General features: G+C 49.5%; 17 protein-coding genes and 1 pseudogene. 8 read left to right on the top strand and 10 right to left on the bottom strand.

Annotation, left to right across the window (positions count from 1 at the left end):
- Nucleotides 1–9: 9 nt before the first annotated feature.
- A complete protein-coding gene (locus tag KK062_RS24395; protein ID WP_254086988.1) occupies nucleotides 10–1254 on the top strand; it encodes an amidohydrolase family protein in 1245 nt (414 codons plus the stop codon).
- A 63-nt stretch (nucleotides 1255–1317) separates the two neighbouring features.
- Here the strand turns inward: KK062_RS24395 and KK062_RS24400 are convergent, their stop codons facing one another.
- Together KK062_RS24400 and KK062_RS24405 are read right to left on the bottom strand one after the other, a co-directional pair.
- The gene (locus tag KK062_RS24400) at nucleotides 1318–1662 is read right to left on the bottom strand and encodes a hypothetical protein (protein ID WP_254086989.1); all 345 of its coding nucleotides are present in this window, start codon (nucleotides 1660–1662) and stop codon (nucleotides 1318–1320) included.
- Between the two features lie 116 nt (nucleotides 1663–1778).
- Entirely contained in the window at nucleotides 1779–2558 is a 780-nt protein-coding gene (locus KK062_RS24405) for an immunity protein Imm33 domain-containing protein (protein ID WP_254086990.1), read from the bottom strand.
- Between the two features lie 185 nt (nucleotides 2559–2743).
- On the opposite strand from KK062_RS24405, the gene KK062_RS24410 reads away from it, so the two are divergent.
- The 5 genes and pseudogenes from KK062_RS24410 to KK062_RS31255 all read left to right on the top strand — a co-directional run.
- A complete protein-coding gene (locus KK062_RS24410; RefSeq protein WP_317195808.1) occupies nucleotides 2744–3535 on the top strand; it encodes an AraC family transcriptional regulator in 792 nt (263 codons plus the stop codon).
- A gap of 81 nt (nucleotides 3536–3616) precedes the next feature.
- Nucleotides 3617–4735, top strand: a complete 1119-nt coding sequence (locus KK062_RS24415) for an epoxide hydrolase family protein (RefSeq protein ID WP_254086992.1) — start codon at nucleotides 3617–3619, stop codon at nucleotides 4733–4735.
- 103 nt (nucleotides 4736–4838) lie between these two features.
- Nucleotides 4839–5408, top strand: coding sequence for a dihydrofolate reductase family protein (locus KK062_RS24420; protein WP_254086993.1), 570 nt, complete (start codon nucleotides 4839–4841; stop codon nucleotides 5406–5408).
- A 1-nt stretch (nucleotide 5409) separates the two neighbouring features.
- A complete protein-coding gene (locus KK062_RS24425; RefSeq protein WP_254086994.1) occupies nucleotides 5410–5817 on the top strand; it encodes a VOC family protein in 408 nt (135 codons plus the stop codon).
- 61 nt (nucleotides 5818–5878) lie between these two features.
- Nucleotides 5879–6136: pseudogene (locus KK062_RS31255) on the top strand (transposase); the annotation flags it as partial.
- Between the two features lie 591 nt (nucleotides 6137–6727).
- Here the strand turns inward: KK062_RS31255 and KK062_RS24435 are convergent.
- The 3 genes from KK062_RS24435 to KK062_RS24445 all read right to left on the bottom strand — a co-directional run bounded on the left by KK062_RS24435 (nucleotide 6728) and on the right by KK062_RS24445 (nucleotide 8688).
- Complete coding sequence (locus tag KK062_RS24435; protein ID WP_254086995.1) at nucleotides 6728–7099, bottom strand: hypothetical protein; 372 nt, start codon at nucleotides 7097–7099, stop codon at nucleotides 6728–6730.
- 5 nt (nucleotides 7100–7104) lie between these two features.
- Nucleotides 7105–7806, bottom strand: a complete 702-nt coding sequence (locus KK062_RS24440) for a DUF6973 domain-containing protein (RefSeq protein ID WP_254086996.1) — start codon at nucleotides 7804–7806, stop codon at nucleotides 7105–7107.
- Between the two features lie 435 nt (nucleotides 7807–8241).
- Entirely contained in the window at nucleotides 8242–8688 is a 447-nt protein-coding gene (locus KK062_RS24445) for an SRPBCC family protein (protein WP_254086997.1), read from the bottom strand.
- 133 nt (nucleotides 8689–8821) lie between these two features.
- On the opposite strand from KK062_RS24445, the gene KK062_RS24450 reads away from it, so the two are divergent.
- Nucleotides 8822–9781 carry a DUF2157 domain-containing protein gene (locus KK062_RS24450; RefSeq protein ID WP_254086998.1) on the top strand — a complete coding sequence of 320 codons (960 nt, stop codon included), beginning with the start codon at nucleotides 8822–8824 and terminating at the stop codon, nucleotides 9779–9781.
- On the top strand, nucleotides 9778–10944 hold the full coding sequence (locus tag KK062_RS24455) for a hypothetical protein (RefSeq protein ID WP_254086999.1): 1167 nt from the start codon (nucleotides 9778–9780) through the stop codon (nucleotides 10942–10944). The genes KK062_RS24450 and KK062_RS24455 overlap by 4 nt, the downstream gene beginning before the upstream one ends.
- A gap of 12 nt (nucleotides 10945–10956) precedes the next feature.
- Here the strand turns inward: KK062_RS24455 and KK062_RS24460 are convergent, their stop codons facing one another.
- The 5 genes from KK062_RS24460 to rhaT all read right to left on the bottom strand — a co-directional run bounded on the left by KK062_RS24460 (nucleotide 10957) and on the right by rhaT (nucleotide 21221).
- The gene (locus KK062_RS24460; RefSeq protein ID WP_254087000.1) at nucleotides 10957–15057 is read right to left on the bottom strand and encodes a hybrid sensor histidine kinase/response regulator; all 4101 of its coding nucleotides are present in this window, start codon (nucleotides 15055–15057) and stop codon (nucleotides 10957–10959) included.
- Nucleotides 15058–15331: 274 nt separating this feature from the next.
- Complete coding sequence (locus KK062_RS24465) at nucleotides 15332–16675, bottom strand: FGGY-family carbohydrate kinase (RefSeq protein ID WP_254087001.1); 1344 nt, start codon at nucleotides 16673–16675, stop codon at nucleotides 15332–15334.
- Nucleotides 16676–16685: 10 nt separating this feature from the next.
- The gene (locus KK062_RS24470; protein WP_254087002.1) at nucleotides 16686–17969 is read right to left on the bottom strand and encodes a sugar isomerase; all 1284 of its coding nucleotides are present in this window, start codon (nucleotides 17967–17969) and stop codon (nucleotides 16686–16688) included.
- Between the two features lie 3 nt (nucleotides 17970–17972).
- Nucleotides 17973–20081 (bottom strand): bifunctional aldolase/short-chain dehydrogenase, encoded by a 2109-nt coding sequence (locus KK062_RS24475; RefSeq protein ID WP_254087003.1) that lies wholly within the window; start codon nucleotides 20079–20081, stop codon nucleotides 17973–17975.
- Nucleotides 20082–20165: 84 nt separating this feature from the next.
- Complete coding sequence (rhaT, locus tag KK062_RS24480) at nucleotides 20166–21221, bottom strand: L-rhamnose/proton symporter RhaT (protein ID WP_254087004.1); 1056 nt, start codon at nucleotides 21219–21221, stop codon at nucleotides 20166–20168.
- Nucleotides 21222–21423 lie beyond the last annotated feature (202 nt).

The following is a 21423-nucleotide window of genomic DNA, read 5'->3' on the forward strand; positions in this document are numbered from 1 at the left end:
AAAGGGTTATTGAATCGTAATGTTTTACTGGCCTTTTTACATCCTTTTAAGGCCAAAAATATTCGAACGATGAAGCGCAGATCTGTTTTGAGAAATTTGTCCGCTTTTGCCGCAGCGTCAACATTGCCGCCATTTGTAACAGGCAGTATTTCTTCACCCCATGCCGCGCCAGGTATTGAATCCAGGCTTCACGTGAGAAAAATTGCTACGGAGGAAGCGTTTACCATCCCTGAGATAGTAGAAGCCATACGTAACGTGATTCGACGGGGTGGACCCAATTTAGATCTCCTTCTTTTGAAACAGCTCTATGAGGTGCCAGCCTCGCCGCCGGCAGAGGCTCCGTCGGACAGTATGCAGGTCTCTAACCGCGACCGCGCAGCAAAAGATATGTTGCCAAAATTGCTGGACTTCGATACGGCCCGACTGGCGACGATGGATGCCAACGGTGTTGACATACAGATCCTATCGTTGGTCATGCCCGGCGTTCAAATGTTTGAGCGGGTGCAGGCTATGGAGCTTGCGCAGCTTGCCAACAACCGCTTAGGTGAAGTTATACGCCGTCACCCTGATCGCTTTGCCGGCCTGGCAAGTTTTGCACCACAAGATCCACGTGCCGCCGCAAAGGAAATGGAACGGGCCATCACGACGCTGAAACTAAATGGCTTCATTGTCAACTCCCATACGGGAAATGCGTATCTCGATGATCCGCAGTTCTTGCCCATACTGGAAGCCGCGGAAGCGCTCGGGATGCCGCTGTATATTCACCCGCGGGCTCCATCCGACGGTATGGCTGGGCCTTTTCGGGAGTATCGTCTTGAGGGAGCTGTATGGGGATATGGCATAGAGACGGGCACCCATATTTTGCGATTGATCTTTGGCGGTGTTTTCGATCGTTTTCCAAAGTTGCAGGTAGTCATTGGTCATATGGGTGAAGCGTTACCTTTTTGGCTGGGCCGGCTCGACTTTATGGGCGCACCGGGTGCCCGGGCGGGACGCAAAAACCAATTGCTCCCCAGCGAATATTTTAAACGTAACATCACGATTACGACCAGTGGTGTTGAAGACCCGCTGGCACTTCGGTATTGCATTGATAAGATCGGTGCCGACCGGATCATGTGGGCGATCGATTACCCTTTTCAGCCCACGCCGTCGGCGGTGGCGTTCATCGATTCAGCCGCTATTTCTGACACGGAACGTGAAAAAATTGCATGGAGTAACGCGGAGCGGATCTTCAGAATCAAGAAGAATCATTGAAAACAACAATAGTACTTTTCTAATAACATGTCGTAGCGTCGGATATTGCCAGAAGCCAGCACTTCACTTTATGACAAATGTTCCTTTTTTTAATTCCCATTCACCCTTATCATTTTTAGCCTGAAAACCTTTATAGATAGCATCTCTGCTTCCTCCCTTTATTACAATTCTATACGATAGCGTATCGCCAAGTTGGTAATCATTTTTGTTAAAAAAATATTCAAACGATCTATAGCCTCCGATCGAATCCAGTAGTGATTCATCCTGCTGCATTGACTCAAGCTTCTCCAGAATAAAGGGAGGATGCCTTCGCTTTAGGTTATATTTTCCATACATGCTGAGTCCAACAACTATTATGAAAAAGATCAATAGGTATTTGGCGTATTTGAGATACTTCTGGTATTTCATAGAATATTACTTAGCGCCAAACGGCTGGTCCTGCGTAATTACATTTTCGATCTGGTCTTCGAATTGAATTCATCGTGTGTCCCCCGCCCGGGTTTCAAAAGATATTGTACTGTCGGTTAAATATTTAGAAGATCTTTATCCTCCCAAACGTCTTCATAATTTTCAGTTATTAAAAATCGCCACCCCGGAGGGAGGCCTAAATACTTTACTATCAACGGACACCATTCCTTGAGATGCTCAACATGAAGAGGAACAAAAAAATCAGGATCTTCTGAATACTCGTCGCCCCAGATGTACCACCCTGTAGTGTTGCCTTCTAATGGATGACGGAGGCCATGGATAGGTCTCGCTCCCTCTTTTATATTTCTGGATATTCCAACTTTTAAAAAATCAGGAGATTCGCAGAATACAACATCGTACTTTCGGCAAATAGCGATCTGCTCATTTTTAATATCCTTGATTTCCTCCATTTTGTTGCTGGCGTTGCTGAAGTAAATATACACAAAACCCGGTTCCGTGATTTTGATATCGCCTTCTTCGAAAGCCAGCGTATCGCGTCCAACACCTTCGGGGAGCAGGTTGCCAGTTTCTCGGGCACTGGTTGTCAGGCGTTTGTATCCACCGTTGAGCAAGTAGAAATCGTGGTCGAAGACCGGGTAGTCCAGGTAGGCCTTGGGGCTGGCGCCAGTGTCGTTTTCGCGTTCGAGGTAGCCGGCGCCGGTAGTGCGGTTCATCAGGTCATCGCTATGGCAATAGCCGGTTTGTTTGGCTTCGCCCTGGCCCGTGCCGTTGTTCCAGGTGACGGCCGAGATATTGCCGTGAACCGCGGCGCGTTCGCCAACGTGGGCACTACCTCGCTCAAATTTGTGAAATCGGCTATTCTTTCCATAGATCAATACAAGACTCGCGAGCATGACAACCCCCTACCTTTTTTGTGAAATTTTAATTTTTTCATGTTTTCCGAAATTTTCCGAAAAGATTTTTTACATAGCGATCACAAGCTTTATGGTCCCTTCGGGAACGAAACCCTTAAAGTCTTTTAGTCTGTCTATAATTCAATCTATCGCAACCACGGCGTCTTATGGAATGCTTTCAACCGCACCCCGCCTTACGGCCATACATCCGCTACTACTGGTCATTGAATATTCAATCGAGCATTGAGTCCATGTTAAACCTTCAGGTAATGACCGACCGGTTTCCGCGTATTGTCATTCAATGCCTCGATGGAAAAAATGCACTTCACAGCGATCAATATCATAAGATTTATCCCGCCAGTCTGAAAGGCATCACGTCTAAACCCGCGCTATTCCAGATGGAGCCCAATTATTCTCATGTAGCGGTTTCTTTTTTTTCGCATGGAGTGAAGGCCTTTTTTGGAATTGACGGCTATGAGACGATGGACGCAGTGTTGGACTTACATCATTTTTTTCCTGACGATGTCATAGAACAAATTATGGACGCATCGAATACTCACACCCGGATATTACTGTTGGAGAAGCACTTCTTAAAGCAACTCAACGCCATAAAGACAATCGATTGCCGTGTGGTCAACTTTTTGCGGCTATGCCCCAGTGTAAACTATGGTCGTCAACTCAAAGAATATGGCATTAGTGAGCGACAATTTGAAAGAAAATTTTTGCAGTCCATCGGATTTACCCCATCCTTCTATAAAAGAGTGGTGCGTTTTGAGACAGCGCTCTGCAGAATTCATCATGGGCACTACCCATCGCTTGCAGAGCTTTCCTATACATTAGGATATTCAGATCAATCCCACTTTAACAGAGAATTTAAACAGTTTTCCGGCCTGACACCGTTATCGTTAATCACTAAGGATGACGTTATAAATGAAAGTGGCTCTATCCTGGTCGGTTAACGATGTCGGATTTATTCTATACTTTTTTCTTCAGTTGTTGTTTTTTGCCGTCATCATCGTCAATCGATAAAAACAAGCGCTATGAAAAACGTAACGGAATTTAAAGTGAACATCCCGCAGTCCGATGTTGATGCTCTGAAAGCCAGATTAGAGAACACTCGCTGGCCCGGCGAAGCACAAGACTCAGATTGGACTTTTGGTGCCAGCGAAGCATATTTAAAGGGACTGGTAGCGCACTGGATATCGAACTACGACTGGCGAGAACATGAAGCGGCTCTTAATAAATACCCACAATACGTGGCTGATGTAGGCGGTATCAAAATACATTTTCAGTATATCAAGGGAAGCGGAAAAAACAGCAAGCCCATCATTCTCACCCATGGCTGGCCAGATAGTTATTATCGTTTCCATAAAATTATTCCTTTGCTAACCACAGGTGAGCAAACCTGTGATTTAATAATTCCTTCGATTCCCGGTTTTGGTTTCTCCGAAAGAAAAGCTGTGACGACCGAAGCCGTTGCAGACCTCTGGAAAAAATTGATGACGGAGAATCTTGGCTATTCAAAATTCTATGCCGCGGGTGGTGATGTCGGCATGGGCGTTACAAAAGCGCTGGCATCAAAGTACCCTGATGTAGTAGCGGGAGTACATTTCACTGATCTGGGTTATCCGATGGGGCAGGAAGACCCAGGCACGATGAGCGAAGATGAAAAACAATTTGCCCAATTTGTGCAGCAATGGTGGTATCGCGAAGGTGCTTATGCAATGGTACAAGCAACGAAGCCACAATCATTAGCCTATGGATTAAATGAATCGCCTGTTGGTTTGGCGGCGTGGATAGTAAGCTTCGGCACGGCTGGCGCTACTCCTGATTTAGTAGAAGCCGCCTTTGGCGGGAAAGACGAGATGCTGACTAACATATGTATTTATTGGTACACGCAGACTATCGCCACGTCCATGAGAATGTATAAAGAGGATGCAATGGCTCAATGGGGTGGTTCACAACCGCTGCAGAAAACGAACGTGCCTGCGGGAGTCGCTGTCTTTCCGAGAGAGGCTCAGTTCCCCAAAGAGTGGGCGGAGCGCTTTGTGAATGTTGTTCACTACACGAAAATGGGAGAGGGTGGACATTTCGCTGCTTTGGAGGTACCGGAGCTATTTGCAGGTGAATTGCGGAAATTCCTTTTCAGCTTGAAGTAACCAGTATGAATCAAAACGATCTGACGGGATACGCGGCCTGGGATCTTTACATTGCAAGGCCAGGTTTTTTAATGGATGTCTATCCAACAAAATTTTATCTTTCATGAGAAAACTGATATCAGTTGTACACACGTCGCTCGACGGATTTGTAGCCGGAGAAAATGGTGACTTTGATAAATTGGTTCAGAGTCCGGAGAATCTTGATTTTATTTGCAGCCTCACGGATAAGGCAGACGCACTTGTCGCGGGCCGGGTGTCATTTGAAATGCTGGATAGCTATTGGCCAACGGCACATGAGACTCCAGGCGTCTCTGACAGTGCGATAAGGTACTCACACTGGTACAATAGCGCTGAAAAGATCGTGCTGTCAAACACGTTACGTGAGAAGAAGGATGATAATGTCACAATCATATCGGAGAAGATTGAGGATACCTTTATCCGGATTAAGAATAAAAAGGGTAAGGATATTTTGCTGTTCGGCAGTCCATCGGTTTGCCAGGCATTAATGAACCTGAATTTGATTGAAGAATGTTGGATCATTATATATCCTGTCGTTTTAGGGAAGGGTATTGCGCTCTTTAATAGCAAAGAAAGAGCAGTAAAATTAAAATGTCTGGGTTCAACGCAGTTTACGATGGGTGAGATTGCCATTCACTACAAGTTTGAATATTAACATGAGCGAACAAGAAAAAAAGGAGTACCATATCGGCGCCATCGTGTCCGCTGATCTGACAGTATCTAATGCAAACCAGCTAAAGGACTTTTATGCACAGGTAATTGGATGGACTCCGGAAGAATTAAAAATGGGAGACAATCACGATTATGCTGACTATGTTATGAAAGATTCGGGTGGTAATTGGGCCGGAGGCGTTTGTGAGGCGAAAGGAGCAAATACAGGCATTCCGGCGCAATGGATTGTTTACATCAATGTGCGGGACATAAAAGACAGTGTTGAGAAATGTAGGGAATTGGGTGGAAAAATCGTCAAGGAAGCTTTTGATTCGCATGGCAATTATATCTATGCAATGTTGCAGGATCCGTTCGGAGCTATTTTGGCAGTCACGCATGTAGACGAAGAATAGTCACGAGGCTGTAAAATGAACTGTGTCAAAGTGTGAAAAATCACCAACTTTGATACAGTCTATGAAAAAGAAGAAGCAAGAAGATTTCGACTTAGAAGAGATCAAGAAGAAAGCCCTGGAGCAGTTCCGCTCGGGTAAATCACTTTACGGTAAGGATGGGGCATTTGCCCCGATGCTGAAGTCATTCCTGGAGTCCGCTCTGGAAGGAGAGCTCGATTCTCACCTGGACGAAGACGAGCGTAAAACGGGCAACCGCCGGAACGGCAAAACCAGCAAGACAGTCCAGACCTCCGACGGTCCTGTTGAGCTGGAGACCGCCGTTGTTGCCGGCACCGAGGGAGGCCAGGAAGTCGTGGAGCGCCTGCTGTACCTGCGGATCGCTCGAATCGACGTACTTGGCGTATACCTTGGCCGTGATCTTGTCGCCAGGCATGACGCTGAACGACCTGGCCAGGCCGTACATGGCCGTGGAGTCACTGCCGCCCAGTAGGCGCGTGGAGCGGAATGTGGTGTTGTTCTCGTTGCCCGGTGTGTGATGAGTGTGGTCGAAGAGCGGGAAGTTGAGTGTTACCGCTTCGTCGTAGTTCAGGAACTGGTTCCGTTCCGTAGCCGCATTAGCGGGCTCCAGCGTGGCGGTGGCTGTCTCGGTCTCGTCTTGGACGTGAACGTTACCCTTACGCTGCCCAGGTGATCGTTGAGATGGTATTGATATTCGGGCGTGACGTCGGTCATGACGATGCGGCATTCTTCGTGGTTGATGAACCGGAGGGTGTCATTTTCATAGAACAGCTCGCTGGAGTAGCCCGAGCGCTTGGTCAGGGTGTTGGCAGCATTGTATACCTGTTGGCTGTGTTTGCGGCCGCTTGCTTCGCAGACGTAGCGGATGTACTCACCGGTGGTCTTTATTAGATTATTGTTCCTTTTTCCATTCTTTAATTTCGTAAGAGCTAATTATTGAATCTCTGGTTGTAAATAAATACAAGTCTTTTCTGTAAACCGGATCGATATCTGATCCGTAAGCGACTTCCATTTCATAAGATAGTGAACTACTGTCAACACCGTCGGGAATACCTAATAGTGATATTACGTTCGAGTATTTTAAACCGACTAACTTGTGATTAGACAATAGATCATTTAGCATGTCTCCTCTTTCGTTTGGCGGAAAATTGGCATCAGGTTTAGCAGCCCAGCCTTTCTTCTCGAACTTCTTTTCATTGCATGCCGTCATTATAATGATAACTGCCATGCAACCGATAAGAAAGCGGATAATTGGTTTTTTCATACTCGTTACCTTACGTTTGGATTTGATGTCTTGTATTTGTCGTTATGCTGTTTACTCTCCTCTTTAGTCATTCCATTGTTATCAAGTTTTTCAAACACGGATTTCAAAGTTTTGTGTTGATCATCAGTGATTTTTGTTCGGCTTACAGAAAAAGTACCATCCTCCTGTCGTGTTGCAGTCCAAAGGCCGTCAGTCTTAAATGTCTCTAAAACTTGAAGAGCTAAATCTTTCATCCCCATCTCGGGGTTCGCATTTCCAATTCCTCGGCCGATTACGTTATTGGCAAGATCGACAGATTCATCAGCTAACCCACGAGTTGCAAAGTTTGCCCCTTGTGCTAATCCTCCATCTATCGCATTCGGATTGTTCTCGTGAGCTCGCCCTATTTCATTTGCTGTACCTTCACCAAAAATAGTAGTAATACTAGCCTGCCATAAAGTATGGCGCATCGCGTTTACCTGTGTTCCTTCGTTACCCATGCCTTGCGGCTCATTAAGCACCGAGTTTCTTGCTTCAGGTCCACTACCTCTCGTCGAAAATCTTACCGCGTTTGTGGATATATTAATAGTTCCAGGAGAAACACTTCCTATCCCCAAAGCGGCTAATGGATGGCGAATAGAAAATTGAGTTGTTCTAACCCGACCTAGAGAAACGACCAATTCTTTTTGGGCCACATCGATGCCCAACACTTGCTTTAAAATCTTCATCCTTAAACAAATTATGTTTGAAAATAAAGTGAAAATCTCCCTTTCGTTTTCTCTCCTGGTTGGATATTCTGGCTATACCAATAGATGGTATTCCTTACATTCTGTTGAAACTCAAAGAGATAAAACGGATGAGGTAGTATCTGAAAGCCAACATGCTTTAAAAGCTGTTTAGGGCTCGTCTACTCTCATCCGTCTTCACTTAGCATCAAAAATCCGTTGTTTTTTGATGACTCAAACATAGGAGGGCTTCGTCTGTATTGCCTATTAGCCCAGGCCTTCGCTGCCGCTCTGGCCTGGGCTATTGTATTACGCCCCTTCAGGCTCGCTGGACTTATCTAAACACCCTTGCCCTAAATCATAGAAATCGCCAGCAATTTTAGTCTGACGCTTGTTTTTTATGACAGTACCGCGCGCCAGAGTCTGGTAGCGTTAGCACTAATTCCAGTTGTCTATTTTAATATCATGTGGGTCGGGATTTCCCTGGCCTGACTCTAAGAGCGACTTTAGGCTCATGAGGAAGATCGCCCACTTTGTGCTGCAGTGGTGCATGAATTCGATCGGTTCTTTCCAGTTCAGGTGTTTGAAAAGTACGATGGTATACTCTCCGTCTTGTTTTAGCTCAAATTCGATTGTTGTGCCCACCCATTCTTCGGGGCCGGCAACGACCTCCCACCGAACGAAGGTCGGTTTCTTGAGATCGACGACTTTCATGTCGAAGCCGCCGGCTCCAAAACGAAATTCAATGATGTTGCCGATCTGCGTGCCTTCTCCCCGAACATTGCTTGTCCACCATCCGGCAAGGCCGGCTTGTGTGGTCAATGCCTGGTAAACATCGTCCATCGATGACGATTTGATTCCAACTTTGTGTATGATGTTTGGCATGATTTCTTTTTTTTTAACAAAGTTATTACCTGTTTTAGAAGCTGAGGGTGTGTAATTTGGACAATATCAGGGGTGGATTTGGCCAGCGCATGGCCCGAAATCATTATCTTTCAAACTTTTTAAAATCAATATCATGCGGATTGAGCACCTGGACGAGCTGCGGGAGAAGGGCCTTATCACGGAACATCAGTACAATACGATTGAACCCATTGCCACCCGCAAGGTGCTTTCGGTGTTCTATGAGCTCCGCATTCTCCTGTATCTGGGGGTGATGCTCTTTACGACGGGTGTCGGGATTCTTCTTTATCAGAACATCGGGGACATGGGCCATATCCTTGCCGTTGTTAGTCTCTTTATTCTTACCGGCGTGTGTTTTTGGTATGCCTTTCGATACGCACCGGGGTATTCGAACGGAAAAACGAAAGCGCCTACGCCGTATTTCGACTACGTTGTATTGCTCGGGTCTCTGCTTTTTATTTCCGCCCTGACCTATTTACAAATTCAGTACGAGCTGTTTGACGATGGGCTGGGCGCCACCACACTGGTTACCGCGGCGTTTTTCTTTTTTGCTGCCTATCGGTTCGATCATCTGGCTGTGCTCTCGCTGGCCATCACGGCGCTGGCGTCCTTCTGGGGTATTAGTGTATCGCCTCAGAAATGGTATAGCGGCGATTTCTTTTCAGAAGGTGAGCTGTATAATATCGCGCTGGTATTTGGTGCAGTATTGGCCACGGTTGCCGTGGTGCTCGACAGGAGGGATGTTAAGCGGCACTTTACCTTCACGTACATGAATTTTAGCGCGCTGATCTTTCTGACGGGTGCCCTCACCGGTGTCTTTGTAAACTCCGATTATTACGTGCTTTATCTGCTCTTGCTGTATGCGGGATGCGGTGTTATTGTCTATTCCGCGCACCGGCGCAAGTCATTTCTGTTTTTGCTCTACGCATTCGTATATGCCTACATTGGTACTACGTATATGCTGGTAGACCTGATTCAGGATGTCATACTTTGGCTCTTTTATTTCTTTGCCTCTTGTGGCGGATTTATCTTTTTCATCATACAGTATAAGAACTACTTCAAACGCGCCGAATGAAAAGTGCCTACAACGCTACCTGGCTTCATAATCTTCATATACTAAAAGAAGTAAAGCAATGGCGCGACCATGATATGCTCTCCCCTGAGCAGTTTGGAGCAATCAGCCGTGAATATCCTTCGTCGTTTTACCACCCAAACGTCATTATTCGCATCCTCCTGTTCATCGCAACGCTTATTGCGTTGGCAGGGGTGACCGGGCTGGGCGCGCTGGTGGTCTTCAACTCGAGGAGCAACGAGGAGTATGCTTTTGTCGTGTCGCTGATCTACGGTATTGTCTCATTCATTTTCCTCGATCGTGTGTTCATCCACAACGCCAAGCACTATAAGTCGGGCGTGACCGAGGCGTTGCTGTATCACGCCTTGGGATTTGCGCTTATTGGAATTGCCGGCATGGTGGATGCAGACCCATTGATGACGGCGTCAGCGTTTTTTGTTGTATTTTCTATTGCTGCCTTTCGTTATATCGACCTGATTGCGACCGCGTGTGCGTTTGCTTCGCTGGCATTCTTCCTATTTTACGTTTTGTATGAAGCGGGTGGATATATGCAGCAGATGATACCGATGGCCATCATCATAGTCTTTACACCGCTGTATATGGCGTTGAAGAAAATAAAGAGGCAATCTGCGGCTAATCCGTGGCGCCCGTGTCTTACCCTTTTAGAAGCATTGAGCTTGTTGCTGATCTATGTCGCCGGGAATTACTTTGTCGTCCGCGAGCTCAGCCTGGAGCTTATGGACCTGGTGATTGAAGAAGGCCAGGATATTCCCCTGGCGTACGCGTTCTATTTCCTGACCGTGGCCATTCCCGTGGGGTATCTGTACTTCGGGATCAAACGAAAGGATCTCGTGCTCATTCGCGTAAGCCTGTTGGCGATCGCATTTTCGGTGTTTACCTTTAAATATTATTTTAGTCTTGGACATCCGGAGATTTCTTTGACTGCCGCGGGCGCTGTGCTGCTGACGGTCAGTTTACTCTTATTCCGCTATCTGAAGACGCCTAAACACGGTTACACGCGCGAAAATGTACTGCGGGAGAAGTGGGCCGATATGAACGTAGAATCCTTTGTAATCGCACAATCGCTGGGCGGCAACACCGTGACAGTGCATGAGACAGGCGGCGGCGGAGATTTCGCAGGCGGCGGTTCTACCGATAGTTTTTAGGTGTATTGCTCGCTACCCGTTTTCTTTTTTCTTAAGGATTTCGAGACTGTATTTTTCCAGCATGACTACCAGCTCATCCAGTTTAATGGGTTTGCTAATGTAATCATCCATGCCGGCATCCAAACATATTTTCCGATCTCCCAACATGGCGTTGGCAGTCATGGCAATGATGACAGGTTGATGCTGGCTTGTACGGCGCAACAGGCGTGTGGTCTCCAGCCCGTCCATCTCCGGCATTTGCACATCCATGAAAATGAGATCATATTCTATTTTTTTCATAACGTTCAATACTACCTTTCCGTTAACAGCCATGCCAGGCTTGTATCCTAATTTAACCAGTACTCTTTCGGCTAATTTTTGATTTACCACGTTATCTTCTGCAACAAGGATACTCATCGGATGTTCCAGGGCGAAATTTTCAGAGAGCTTTTTCTTGTCGACATTTTCTTCCTGTATAGATTTGGTTCCCGTACGGAGCTGGTCGACAATATGCCTGTGAAGCACCAGCTGTTTAACAGGTTTTGTCAAGATAGCATTAAAGAGGTTACCATGAACTTTTGCTTGCTCATCGCCCATGGAAGTGAGCAATAGTATAGGAGTCAGGGGATATTCCTTTCGAATATGTTGCGCAAGCTCTATTCCATCCATTCCATGCATTTGCATGTCGGTCAGCACCAGGTCAAAGGTGAGCTGCTTCCCGGAGAGAATGCGGAGAGCTTCTTCACCGGATTGCGCAATAACGGGAATGAGCTTCCATTGGTCCATCTGATTTTTAAGAATGGTTCGGTTAGTCTCATTGTCATCCACGATAAGAACATGCTTTCCTTCAATCCCTTTAACATTGAGGTGTACATAGGCTTTTGTCGATTCGGTGCTGGGGGCCGCTTTTATGGTGAACATGAATTTCGTTCCGGCCCCTGGCGTACTTTCTACGTAGATCTCGCCTCCCATCAACCCGATCAGTTTTTCAGAAATAACCAGCCCCAGGCCTGTACCACCATACTTACGCGTGGTGGAAGAATCTACCTGAGAAAAGGCTTTGAACAGACGCTCCAGCTTATCGGGCGGGATACCGATGCCAGTATCCCGTACGGTAAAGACAAGGACCAAATTATCCACATCGGATGTTTTTTGGAGCTCTACGCCCAGGAAAATTTCTCCCTTTTCGGTAAACTTAATGGCGTTGCTTACCAGGTTTAGTAACACCTGTCTTAATCGTAGGCCATCGCCAATAATTTGTGAAGGCACATTGTATTCAATTTCATAAATCAGGTCCAGTCCCAGATGTGCAGCTTTAGGCCCAAAGACATCCATGACTTCTTCTATACAATCACGCAAATTAAAATCCTTTGCTTCCAGTTCCATTTTACCGGATTCGATTTTGGAGAAGTCTAAAATGTCGTTGATGACGGTTAACAGGGCTTCTCCTGAATTTTGAATGATGTTGTTATATTCGCGTTGTTCCGCGGTGAGTGAAGTTTCCGCTAACAGGGCAGACATTCCCAACACGCCATTCATCGGTGTTCTGATCTCGTGGCTCATGGTCGCCAGGAATGTACTTTTAGCCTGATTAGCCTGTTCAGCTTCCTGGCGAGCTTGCTGTGCTTCTTCGGCGGTCAACGCCAGTTGTTTGGTGCGCTCTTGTACCTGCCGTTGAAGCTCCGCCTTTTGCTTTTGCACGATTCCCATGCGTGCCTTAAAAAAGGTTGTCAGGATTACGCCAATGAGCAGGACCGATAGTATTTTGAACCATGGCGTGAGCCAAAAAGGCGGCGTGATAATAATTTTTACCGACAAGCCTTCCTTATTCCAAATGGCGTCGTTGTTGGCTCCTATGACTTTAAGGGTATATTCTCCTCCATTTAAATTAGTATAGGTAACGGAATTCTTATGGCCGATATAATTCCAATTATTATCAAAGCCTTCCAGCTTATAAGCATATTGGTTATCTTCCGGATTTGTAAAGCTTAACGCCGAGAAATCGAATGAAATGACTGATTCCTGGTAAGAAAGGTCGATCGTCTTTGTGTAACTGATATGCTGCAAGAGCTCCGGGGCTTCATCGCCGATCTCAACGGATTTATTGAATATTTTAAAATCTGTTAAGACAATGGGTGGAATATATACATTAGGTCGGATTAACGCAGGCGTAATGCAATTGGCGCCATTGTTACCACCGAAAAAAAACTCTCCGCCACGTTGGAAAAATGAATGCTTGATAAATTCATTTCCCTGCAGACCATCGGCCACTCCGTAATTTCTATAGGTTCCTGTTTGAGGATTAAATTTACAGATCCCCTTCAGCGAGCTCATCCAGATATTCCCGTCCTCATCGCAGCGTGCGCCCTGAATGATATTACTGGGTAATCCGTCTGTTTCTGAATAGACGGTAAAGGTGGATTTTTGTGGGTCAAATATGGTTAATCCATTAAGCGTTCCAATCACCAGATTTCCATTTTTATCTTCGGCGATGGAGTTGATGCAGTTGTGGCTCAGGGTATTTTTTTTATTTTCTTCGTGAAAGTAATGGGTGAATTTTTTAGTTGCGTAATTGAAAAGATTCAATCCATTTTTAGTGCCGATCCACAAGTTGCCTCGTTTATCTTCATAAATTTCTCCAACGTCCAGATCAGAAAGACTTCCCGGGTCATTGTTTTGGGGCCTGTAATTTTTAAATTTTTTAGTCGATTGGTCAAATAGGTACAATCCTCCATACCAGGTTCCTACCCAAAAGTTGCCTTTGCTATCTTCGCGCATAACGCAAATACTGGGCGAAGTTAAAGAGGTGCTATCGGATCCTGAAAGTATGTTTTCGAAGTTTCCTGTTGTTTTATTCAACCTGCTTAATCCTCCCTGATAGGTACTGACCCAAAGATTTTCCCGTGTATCTTCATACAAGGCAAGAATTAAATTATTCGGTAAGCTGTTAGGATTTTTTGGGTCATGTTTATAGGCTTTGAAAGAACCATCCTGTTGTTGCAAATTCAAGCCTCCGCCATCGGTGCCCAACCACAGTCGCCCTTGTTTGTCTTTTACAATGGCCTTTACTACGTTATTATTTAAGCTGTGATCGTTATTTACTTCGTGTACATAATGCTTAAAATTATTTCCCGTCCGGAAGAGAACATTGATTCCGGTGTTTCTACTTCCTATCCATAAATTATCGGCGTTGTCCCGGAAAATAGTTGTTATAAAATTTTCTGTTAATCCCGCTGGGTTGTCCAGATCATAGTGATGATATGTAAATTTTTTCCTGGGTTTATCCAATACGCTTATGCCATTGTTGTTTCCGATCCATAAATTTCCATCCGCATCTTCTCCTAAGCAGCGTACATCATCACGGGCAACCGGGTTCGTGTTCCCCTCCTGATGAAAATATTTTATAAGATTATTGGTATTGGCATCAAAGCGATAAAGGCCACTCTTTGCTGCAATCCATATTACGCCCGAATGATCTTCAAAGATTTTAAATTCTATTGGCTGGAATTTTTCCTGGGCTCCTTTCTTTTGAAAGGGGTGTAAAGTAAAAGTCTTTTGTTTAGGATTAAATATGAGTACGTCATTTGGGCTTGCTAATGAGCTCAACCAGAGATTTCCGTTGCTATCTTCATACACGGATCGAAGCAACATATCTTGTTTGTCCGACTGTCGGTATGTTATTGCAGAAAGACCAGTGCTGTCAACCAGGCCCAACCCTTTATCGGTACAAATCCAGATATTTCCTTTTTTATCTTCCAGGATATCGAAGATTTGATCGTTAATGTTGAAATGTACAAAGGCATTTTTTTGAAAATCAAATTGATCTAATCCTTTAAAGGTGCCCACCCAAAATCTGCCTTTGCTATCAATATGCATAGACCATATTTGATTATCGCGTATCGTTGTCGAGTCTTCGCTATTATGGACATACACTGTAAATTTATAGCCATCGTATTTGTTTAATCCATTCTCCGTACCAAACCACATAAAGCCTTTTCTATCTTGTGCCTGGGATATTATATGACTTTGTGAAAGACCATTGTTGGTATTCAAATGGTGGAATTTTACATCACTTTTCTGTGCGGATACAGTGAAGCTTAAAAGAAATGATATAATGAATAGTGCTCTGACCATAACATTCAAAAGATTTAAAGGCACTGTGAAGATCACCTGACGTCACGCGTAATTAGAAGTGTCAAAATTGACGTTCCTAAAGATGGTAATCTTCAGATCTTTGGTACGATCTGAAGATTGTTGCGTAGGTTAATTGTTTAAAGAAGATAAAAAGAAATTCCTGATCCGCAATATTTTTGTCCGGGCACCTGAAATTGCAGTCGGTAGCAACCTGGAGGTTCACCGCTACCGCACCTGCCGGCAGGGCTAGCACCTGCACCAGGCAACGCTTATGCTATGCTATTGCCGGTGTGTGGTCTTGACTACGGACGATGAGTGCGGCGCCCTGCGCGGAGCCTAGAGGGCGTTGGGAAACTTCGAGGGTATAGGTGGGGAGGAGCTGTTGCAATAATTTGAGGAAGATGTCATTGCCGACAAAGCCGCCGTCGAGGTATACTTTACGTATGGGGCTGTTGCCGAGGGCCAGGCGGACGGACGCTACTTGCAGCCGGACCAAGCCCCAGATGACTTGATGATAGGCTTCTTCGAACGTGCTGTAGCCCGCGGGTGACCATTGGTCCCGGGGGAAGAGGTCCTGGACGAGCGTTGGGTTGTTTAACGTCTCCGGATAGAATGTATTCGTTTCGGGAGCATCAAGTTGGACCAATGCAGGGTTTAAATCTACTTGTTTGTAGTAGTGCGGGTCTTTGCCGAATAACGTATTGAGGCGGTTGAGCTGGTGGTCGAGCTCATGGCCGAGGAAGAGCCGTGAGGCTTTGACCGGCGCGCCGAAGATGGTCATATAGTTCAGGCAGTCGCAGCGTAGCTCGTCGGCGGTGAGGGGCTCGCGGGTGAACGGATTTAGCGTGATGCTCCACGTGCCGGTAGAGATCAGCGCGAAGGGATCTTGCGCGCGCAGCATGTAGGCGGCAAGCGCCGAGGAGCTGTCGTGGATGCCTACGCCAACCGTGACGGGTTGGCCGTGGAGCGTTACCTGGGACGTGTGGGTGGTGTGGACCGTCGCGGGGAAGAGATGGTCGAGCTCTTCTTCTACCAGCCACCGGTGGTAGCGGCCGTGGGTGTAGTCCCACAGGCGGGTGTGGCAGCCGATGGAGGTCGGCTCGCTGGCGAGGACGCCGGTGAAGAGGTAGGAGAGGTATTGTGGAAAATGTAATGTATGGCGGATGCGCGCGAAGACGGCCGGCTTGCTTTTTTTGAGCCAGTAGAGCTGCAGTCCGGCATTGAGCATGCCCAGGGATGGGGATGCGGTTTCGGTGTTGTTCTCGGCTTCGGGGTAGCGGCGAAAGAATTCGCGGACGATGGCGTCGGGGATGGGTTTGAGATAGTTGTAGAGCGGCGTGACGGGGTGGCCGTCGGCGTCGAGGTGGACCAGGGTGGCGCCGTAGGTGGAGAAGTTGAGGTACTGGAGGGTATACTTGCCGTCTGTGATGATGCGGGCGACGGTATCACGGATCCAGTGGGTGAGGGCGGGCAGGTCGTCGCACTCGAAGCCGTCGTCGTCGGTGACGGTGGGCAGCTTGTGGTATTCGCGGTGCTGCTGGCCTAAGTCGTGGTCGAAGAGAAAGAACTTTTTGTTGGTCTTTCCGATGTCAAAGATGGCGGTAACGGGTATAGGCATGGCGGTACGATCAGAGTCCGGTGGAAATGGTTTTCAGTCCGCGTTCCTGTACCAGCTGGCGGCGTACGTTGCTGTGGCGGAAGAGGCCGATGGGGTTTAGCGCACCGCCACTCCGTTGTCTTGCCTCGGCGACCAGGGGGCGGACGTCGGTACGGAAGGCATCCTGTAAGATTTCCTGGGCGCGCGCGGCGTCGTTGTTCTCGCGGGCGGCTTCGAGCTCTTCGCGGTTGACCAGGAGGGCCTGGGTGTAGGCGATCTTGATGGCTTCGACGGATTGGAGCAGGTCTTCCAGCGGGTCTTTGACGTTGTGGCTGGCGTCGATCATCCACGCGGGGGTGGGGTTGATCGAGGCGGGGTCTTCCATGCCGTAGACCAGCTCGTTGAAAATAAGGAAGAGCTGGTACGGGCGGATGCTGCCGACGGTGAGGTCGTCGTCGCCGTATTTGGAGTCGTTGAAGTGGAAGCCGCCGAGCTTGCCTTCCATCATGAGGGTGGCGACGATCTGCTCGATGTTGGTGTTGGGCAGGTGGTGGCCGAGATCGACCAGGCTATACGCTTTCTTGCCCAGCTTGGAGGCCAGCAGGTGCGAGGTGCCCCAGTCTTGTATGACGGTGGAGTAGAAGTTCGGTTCGTAGGGCTTGTACTCGATCAGGACCTTCCAGTCGGCGGGCAGGGCGGTATAAATTTCTTGCAGGGATTCCAGTGTACGCTGGAAGGCTTTGCGGAAGTTTTGCTGGCCGGGGAAACACGAGCCGTCGGACAGCCATACCGTGAGGGCTTTGGAGCCCAGGCCTTCGCCGTGGCGAATGACCTCGATGTTGTGTTGGACGGCAAGCTGGCGATGGGCTTTGTCGCTGTGGGACAGCGAGCCGAATTTATAGGACAACGGTTGGCCCGGCTGGTCCTGGAAGGTGTTGGAGTTGACGGCATCAAACACGAGGTCGTGTGATTGTGCGAGGGCGCGGATGGCGGCTGCATCTTCCGGTATATCCCAGGGGATGTGCAGGGAGATGGCGCCGCTGGAGCGGTTGATGGCGTGCAGCAGGCCGACGTCGGCAACCTTTTCCTCGAGCGTGCGTGGCTCGCCGCCGCCGGAGAACCGGGCGAAGCGGGTGCCGCCGGTGCCGAGCGCCCACGACGGGATGGCGATCTGGAGGGCCGCGATCTTGTCGATGAGCTGTGGAATATCGAGGCCCTGCCGGGTCAGGCGGGCGGCGGTATAGTCGAAGGCTGCGCGGTGATCGGCGAGCGCCTGCTGGTTGTGTGCCTGAAGGTGTTGTGCGTCGAGTTTCATAGGTTATCGAACAAAGGCAGGTGCTACGCCGCCGTCTACGTTGATAATGTTTCCAGTGCTTTTGCCGAGGTGGCCGCCGACGAGGACAAACACGCCGTTGGCGATGTCGCCGGTGGTAATGATCTCGTTGAGGATGGTACGTTTGGCGTAGTATGCGGGCAGCTCGTCTACGGTGACGCCATACGCTTTGGCGCGGCCCGCGGCCCATTCGCCTTCCCAGATCTTGCTGCCTTCGATCACGGCGTCGGGGTTTACGATGTTGACGCGGATCTTGTCTTTGCCGAGCTCAGCGGCCAGCAAGCGGCTCATGTGTACCTGTGCGGCTTTGGCGGTGCCATAGCCGACGTTGTTCGGGCCGGATACCAGGGCGTTTTTGCTGGCGATGTTGACGATGTCGCCACCGAGTGCCTGGGCGCGCAGAATCTCTACGCCGCGTTGCGATACGGAGAACTGTCCTTTTACGATCACATCTTGCAGAAGGTCCCAGTCTTGCTCGGTGGTTTGCTCCAATGGTTTGGAGATGGCCAGGCCGGCACAGTTGACCAGTATATCGATCCCTCCAAACGCCAGGCATGCCTGGCGCAGGGCTTGTTGAATGGAGTTTCCGCTCGTGACATCGGCGGACGCGCCCGCGGCGACATCTTTCGAGAAGCTGCTCACGGCGAGCGCCAGGTTTCCTTCGTGTATATCGGTCAGGAAGACGCAGGCGCCTTCGGTGGCGAGCTTACGCGCTATCGCGAGTCCGATACCGCCGGCGCCGCCGGTTACCAGCGCGATCTTCCGCGACAGCGGTTTTTCTTTGGGCATGCGCTGCAGCTTGGCTTCTTCCAGCAACCAGTATTCGATGTCGAAGGCTTCTTGCAACGGCAGGGATACATATTCCGAGATGGCCTCGGCGCCTTTCATGACGTTGATGGCGTTAATATAAAACTCGCTGGCGACACGCGTCGTCTGTTTGTCTTTGGAGAAGGAGAACATGCCCACGCCGGGCCACAGGATGATGACCGGATTGGGATCGCGTATGGCGGGACTGTTGGGGTGTTTATGTTTTTCGTAGTACTGCGTGTAGTACCGGCGATATTCTTCGAAGTCCTTTGTAAGTGTCTTCCGCAAGGCCTGTGTGTTGGAAAGATCGGCATGGGGCGGCAGGTCGAGCACCAGCGGACGAATCTTGGTTCGTAGAAAATGGTCGGGACAGCTGGTGCCCAGGGGCGCGAGCCTGGCGAGGTCGTGGCTGTTGATGAACTCGAGTACTTTGTCGTCGTCGGTGAAGTGGCCGACCATGCGGGCGTGGCTGGAGGCGAGTCCGCGCAGTACCGGGGCGAGTATGGCGGCTTGTTGCCGGCGTTCTTCTGCGGGAAGCGCTGTGAGCTTTGCGCCGCCGAAGACCGCGCGTTTCTTGCCGTAGTTTTCGTGCAGGAAGCCCGAGGCTTTTTCGATCACTTCTAAGCTGTTGCGATAGCAGGCGTACGCGGTATCGCCCCAGGTAAAAAGGCCGTGGCCGCCGAGCATGATGCCGCGGATGCCGGGGTTTTCTTCGAGGGCTTTGGCCAGCTGCAGGCCGAGGTCGAAGCCGGGGCGCTGCCAGGGCACCCAGGCGATCTGGCCGTCGAATAGCTCCCGGGTGATTTCCTTGCCGTTGCGGGCGGCCGCGATGGCGATGGCGGCGTCGGGGTGTAAGTGGTCGATGTGGTTGAATGGCAGGAAGGCGTGCAGGGGCGTGTCGATGGACGGCGCCTTGGAATTGAGGTCGTAGATGCAATGGTTGAACAGCCCGACCATTTCGTCTTCGTGCGCGAGGCCACGGTATATATTCTTCAGTGCGTGCAGGCGGTCGAGGTAGAGCGCCGCCAGGCCGCTTTTGGTCAGTGTGCCGATGTCGCCGCCGGATCCTTTCACCCACATGACGGGTGTCTCGCGGCCTGTGAGCGGATCTTTTTCGAGGGTCTTGCAGCTGGTGTTGCCGCCACCGTAGTTGGTAATGCGCAGGTCGGCGCCCAACAGGTTGGAGCGGTATATCAATAACGCTACTTCGTCACCTTGCAGCGCGGCTGCCTTTTCCTTGTCCCAGGAGTAGGTAACGTATTGAAAGGGTTTCTCAAGAATTTCCATTATGTATCAAATCTTTGTATTGCTCGTGCGGTAAAACTACCGACCGTTGTGACGGGGCGCATCCTGTGCTTACCGGCCCGCCGGTTATTTAATAGCGTTGCCCAACCCCACGACCAGCACCGACAGGACGATCGTGAGAATGCCGGCTACGATGGTTGTCTTCGTGCGTTTGCTGACACCGTGCCACTCGCGCAGCCAGATGCCCCACAGGTTGGCGATCAGGATAATAAACGCCATGTGAAGAATCCATGAGCTGGCGCCGTTGCCGAGCTTGCTTTCGCCCATGCCGTAAAAGAAGAACTGCAGGAACCAGGTGGTTCCGGCCAATGCAGAAAAGAGGTAGTTGCGCAGCAAGGGCGTGTCGCCGTTTGTATAATCACCGAACGAGCGGTGACGGAAGTTGAGCAGCATGCACCAGAACAGGTTTGTTGCCAGGCCCCCCCAGAGTAATACAACGTACGTCACGTTGTTTTGATAGAGCGGGTTGTAGCCCAGCGCGACAGCTTCGTCGGCCATGGGCTTGCCGGCTTCGATGCCGAAGTTAAAGCACGAGCTGAGGATGCCGGACGTGATGGCGACCAGTAGGCCACGCGATAGGTTGAACTCGGACACGCTTTGTTGTTTGGCTTCGGCGGGCATCTCTTTTTCCTTGAGCACACCGGCCCGTCCGCAGATATAGATGCCGAACAGGCAGAGCGCAACGCCGGCCAGGATGACGCGGCCCCAGGGGGTGGCGATCATTTCCGTGAAGCTTGTTTTGCCAGGTGTAGGGACGAAGGTGTAGTATATGGATGGCAGCAGGGCGCCAAAGGCGGAGCAAAAGCCGAGGACGACGGAGTTGCCGAGGGACATGCCGAGGTAGCGTACGCCCAGGCCGTAGGTGAGTCCGCCGATTCCCCAGAGGACGCCGAATAAAATAGTATATCGAAGCGTTGAGGCGGAGGTGTGGGAGATGATCTCGGCGAAGCCGGGCAGCGTGAGCCACGCCGCGATGGGCGGGACGATCAGCCACGAGAAGAAGCCGCCGACGATCCAGTAACTTTCCCAGGACCAGCGTTGTACTTTCTTGTAGGGAATATAAAAACTGCCGGAGGCGAAGCCGCCGATGAAGTGGAAGATGATGCCGAGGACTGCCTGCATAACGTAAGGGTTGTTGGGCTAAGGTACGGGTGGGGTGGGAGTGCAACTGTCATGTAGTGTAGGGGTGGGGGAGTCGGTGTGAGAGTGAAGTGTGAGAGCGGAGAATGTGTGTGGGAGTGGGGCCTTGCCCGTCGTGAGACTGGGGATGGGGCGGTGCCAGTGGCCGGCCGCGCGGCCGGCCCAGGGTCCCCGGGTTTGATGG

The sequence above is a fragment of the Dawidia cretensis genome (genome assembly GCF_018598175.1).
Lineage (GTDB): Bacteria > Bacteroidota > Bacteroidia > Cytophagales > Cyclobacteriaceae > Ohtaekwangia > Ohtaekwangia cretensis.

What these genes read in the sequence shown, in the direction of transcription:
- KK062_RS24400 (WP_254086989.1), bottom strand. Translation starts at nt 1,662, where the DNA reads ATGAAATACCAGAAGTATCTCAAATACGCCAAATACCTATTGATCTTT.
- KK062_RS24410 (WP_317195808.1), top strand. Translation starts at nt 2,744, where the DNA reads ATGGAATGCTTTCAACCGCACCCCGCCTTACGGCCATACATCCGCTAC.
- KK062_RS24415 (WP_254086992.1), top strand. Translation starts at nt 3,617, where the DNA reads ATGAAAAACGTAACGGAATTTAAAGTGAACATCCCGCAGTCCGATGTT.
- KK062_RS24420 (WP_254086993.1), top strand. Translation starts at nt 4,839, where the DNA reads ATGAGAAAACTGATATCAGTTGTACACACGTCGCTCGACGGATTTGTA.
- KK062_RS24425 (WP_254086994.1), top strand. Translation starts at nt 5,410, where the DNA reads ATGAGCGAACAAGAAAAAAAGGAGTACCATATCGGCGCCATCGTGTCC.
- KK062_RS24435 (WP_254086995.1), bottom strand. Translation starts at nt 7,099, where the DNA reads ATGAAAAAACCAATTATCCGCTTTCTTATCGGTTGCATGGCAGTTATC.
- KK062_RS24440 (WP_254086996.1), bottom strand. Translation starts at nt 7,806, where the DNA reads ATGAAGATTTTAAAGCAAGTGTTGGGCATCGATGTGGCCCAAAAAGAA.
- KK062_RS24445 (WP_254086997.1), bottom strand. Translation starts at nt 8,688, where the DNA reads ATGCCAAACATCATACACAAAGTTGGAATCAAATCGTCATCGATGGAC.
- KK062_RS24450 (WP_254086998.1), top strand. Translation starts at nt 8,822, where the DNA reads ATGCGGATTGAGCACCTGGACGAGCTGCGGGAGAAGGGCCTTATCACG.
- KK062_RS24455 (WP_254086999.1), top strand. Translation starts at nt 9,778, where the DNA reads ATGAAAAGTGCCTACAACGCTACCTGGCTTCATAATCTTCATATACTA.
- KK062_RS24460 (WP_254087000.1), bottom strand. Translation starts at nt 15,057, where the DNA reads ATGGTCAGAGCACTATTCATTATATCATTTCTTTTAAGCTTCACTGTA.
- KK062_RS24465 (WP_254087001.1), bottom strand. Translation starts at nt 16,675, where the DNA reads ATGCCTATACCCGTTACCGCCATCTTTGACATCGGAAAGACCAACAAA.
- KK062_RS24470 (WP_254087002.1), bottom strand. Translation starts at nt 17,969, where the DNA reads ATGAAACTCGACGCACAACACCTTCAGGCACACAACCAGCAGGCGCTC.
- KK062_RS24475 (WP_254087003.1), bottom strand. Translation starts at nt 20,081, where the DNA reads ATGGAAATTCTTGAGAAACCCTTTCAATACGTTACCTACTCCTGGGAC.
- rhaT (WP_254087004.1), bottom strand. Translation starts at nt 21,221, where the DNA reads ATGCAGGCAGTCCTCGGCATCATCTTCCACTTCATCGGCGGCTTCGCC.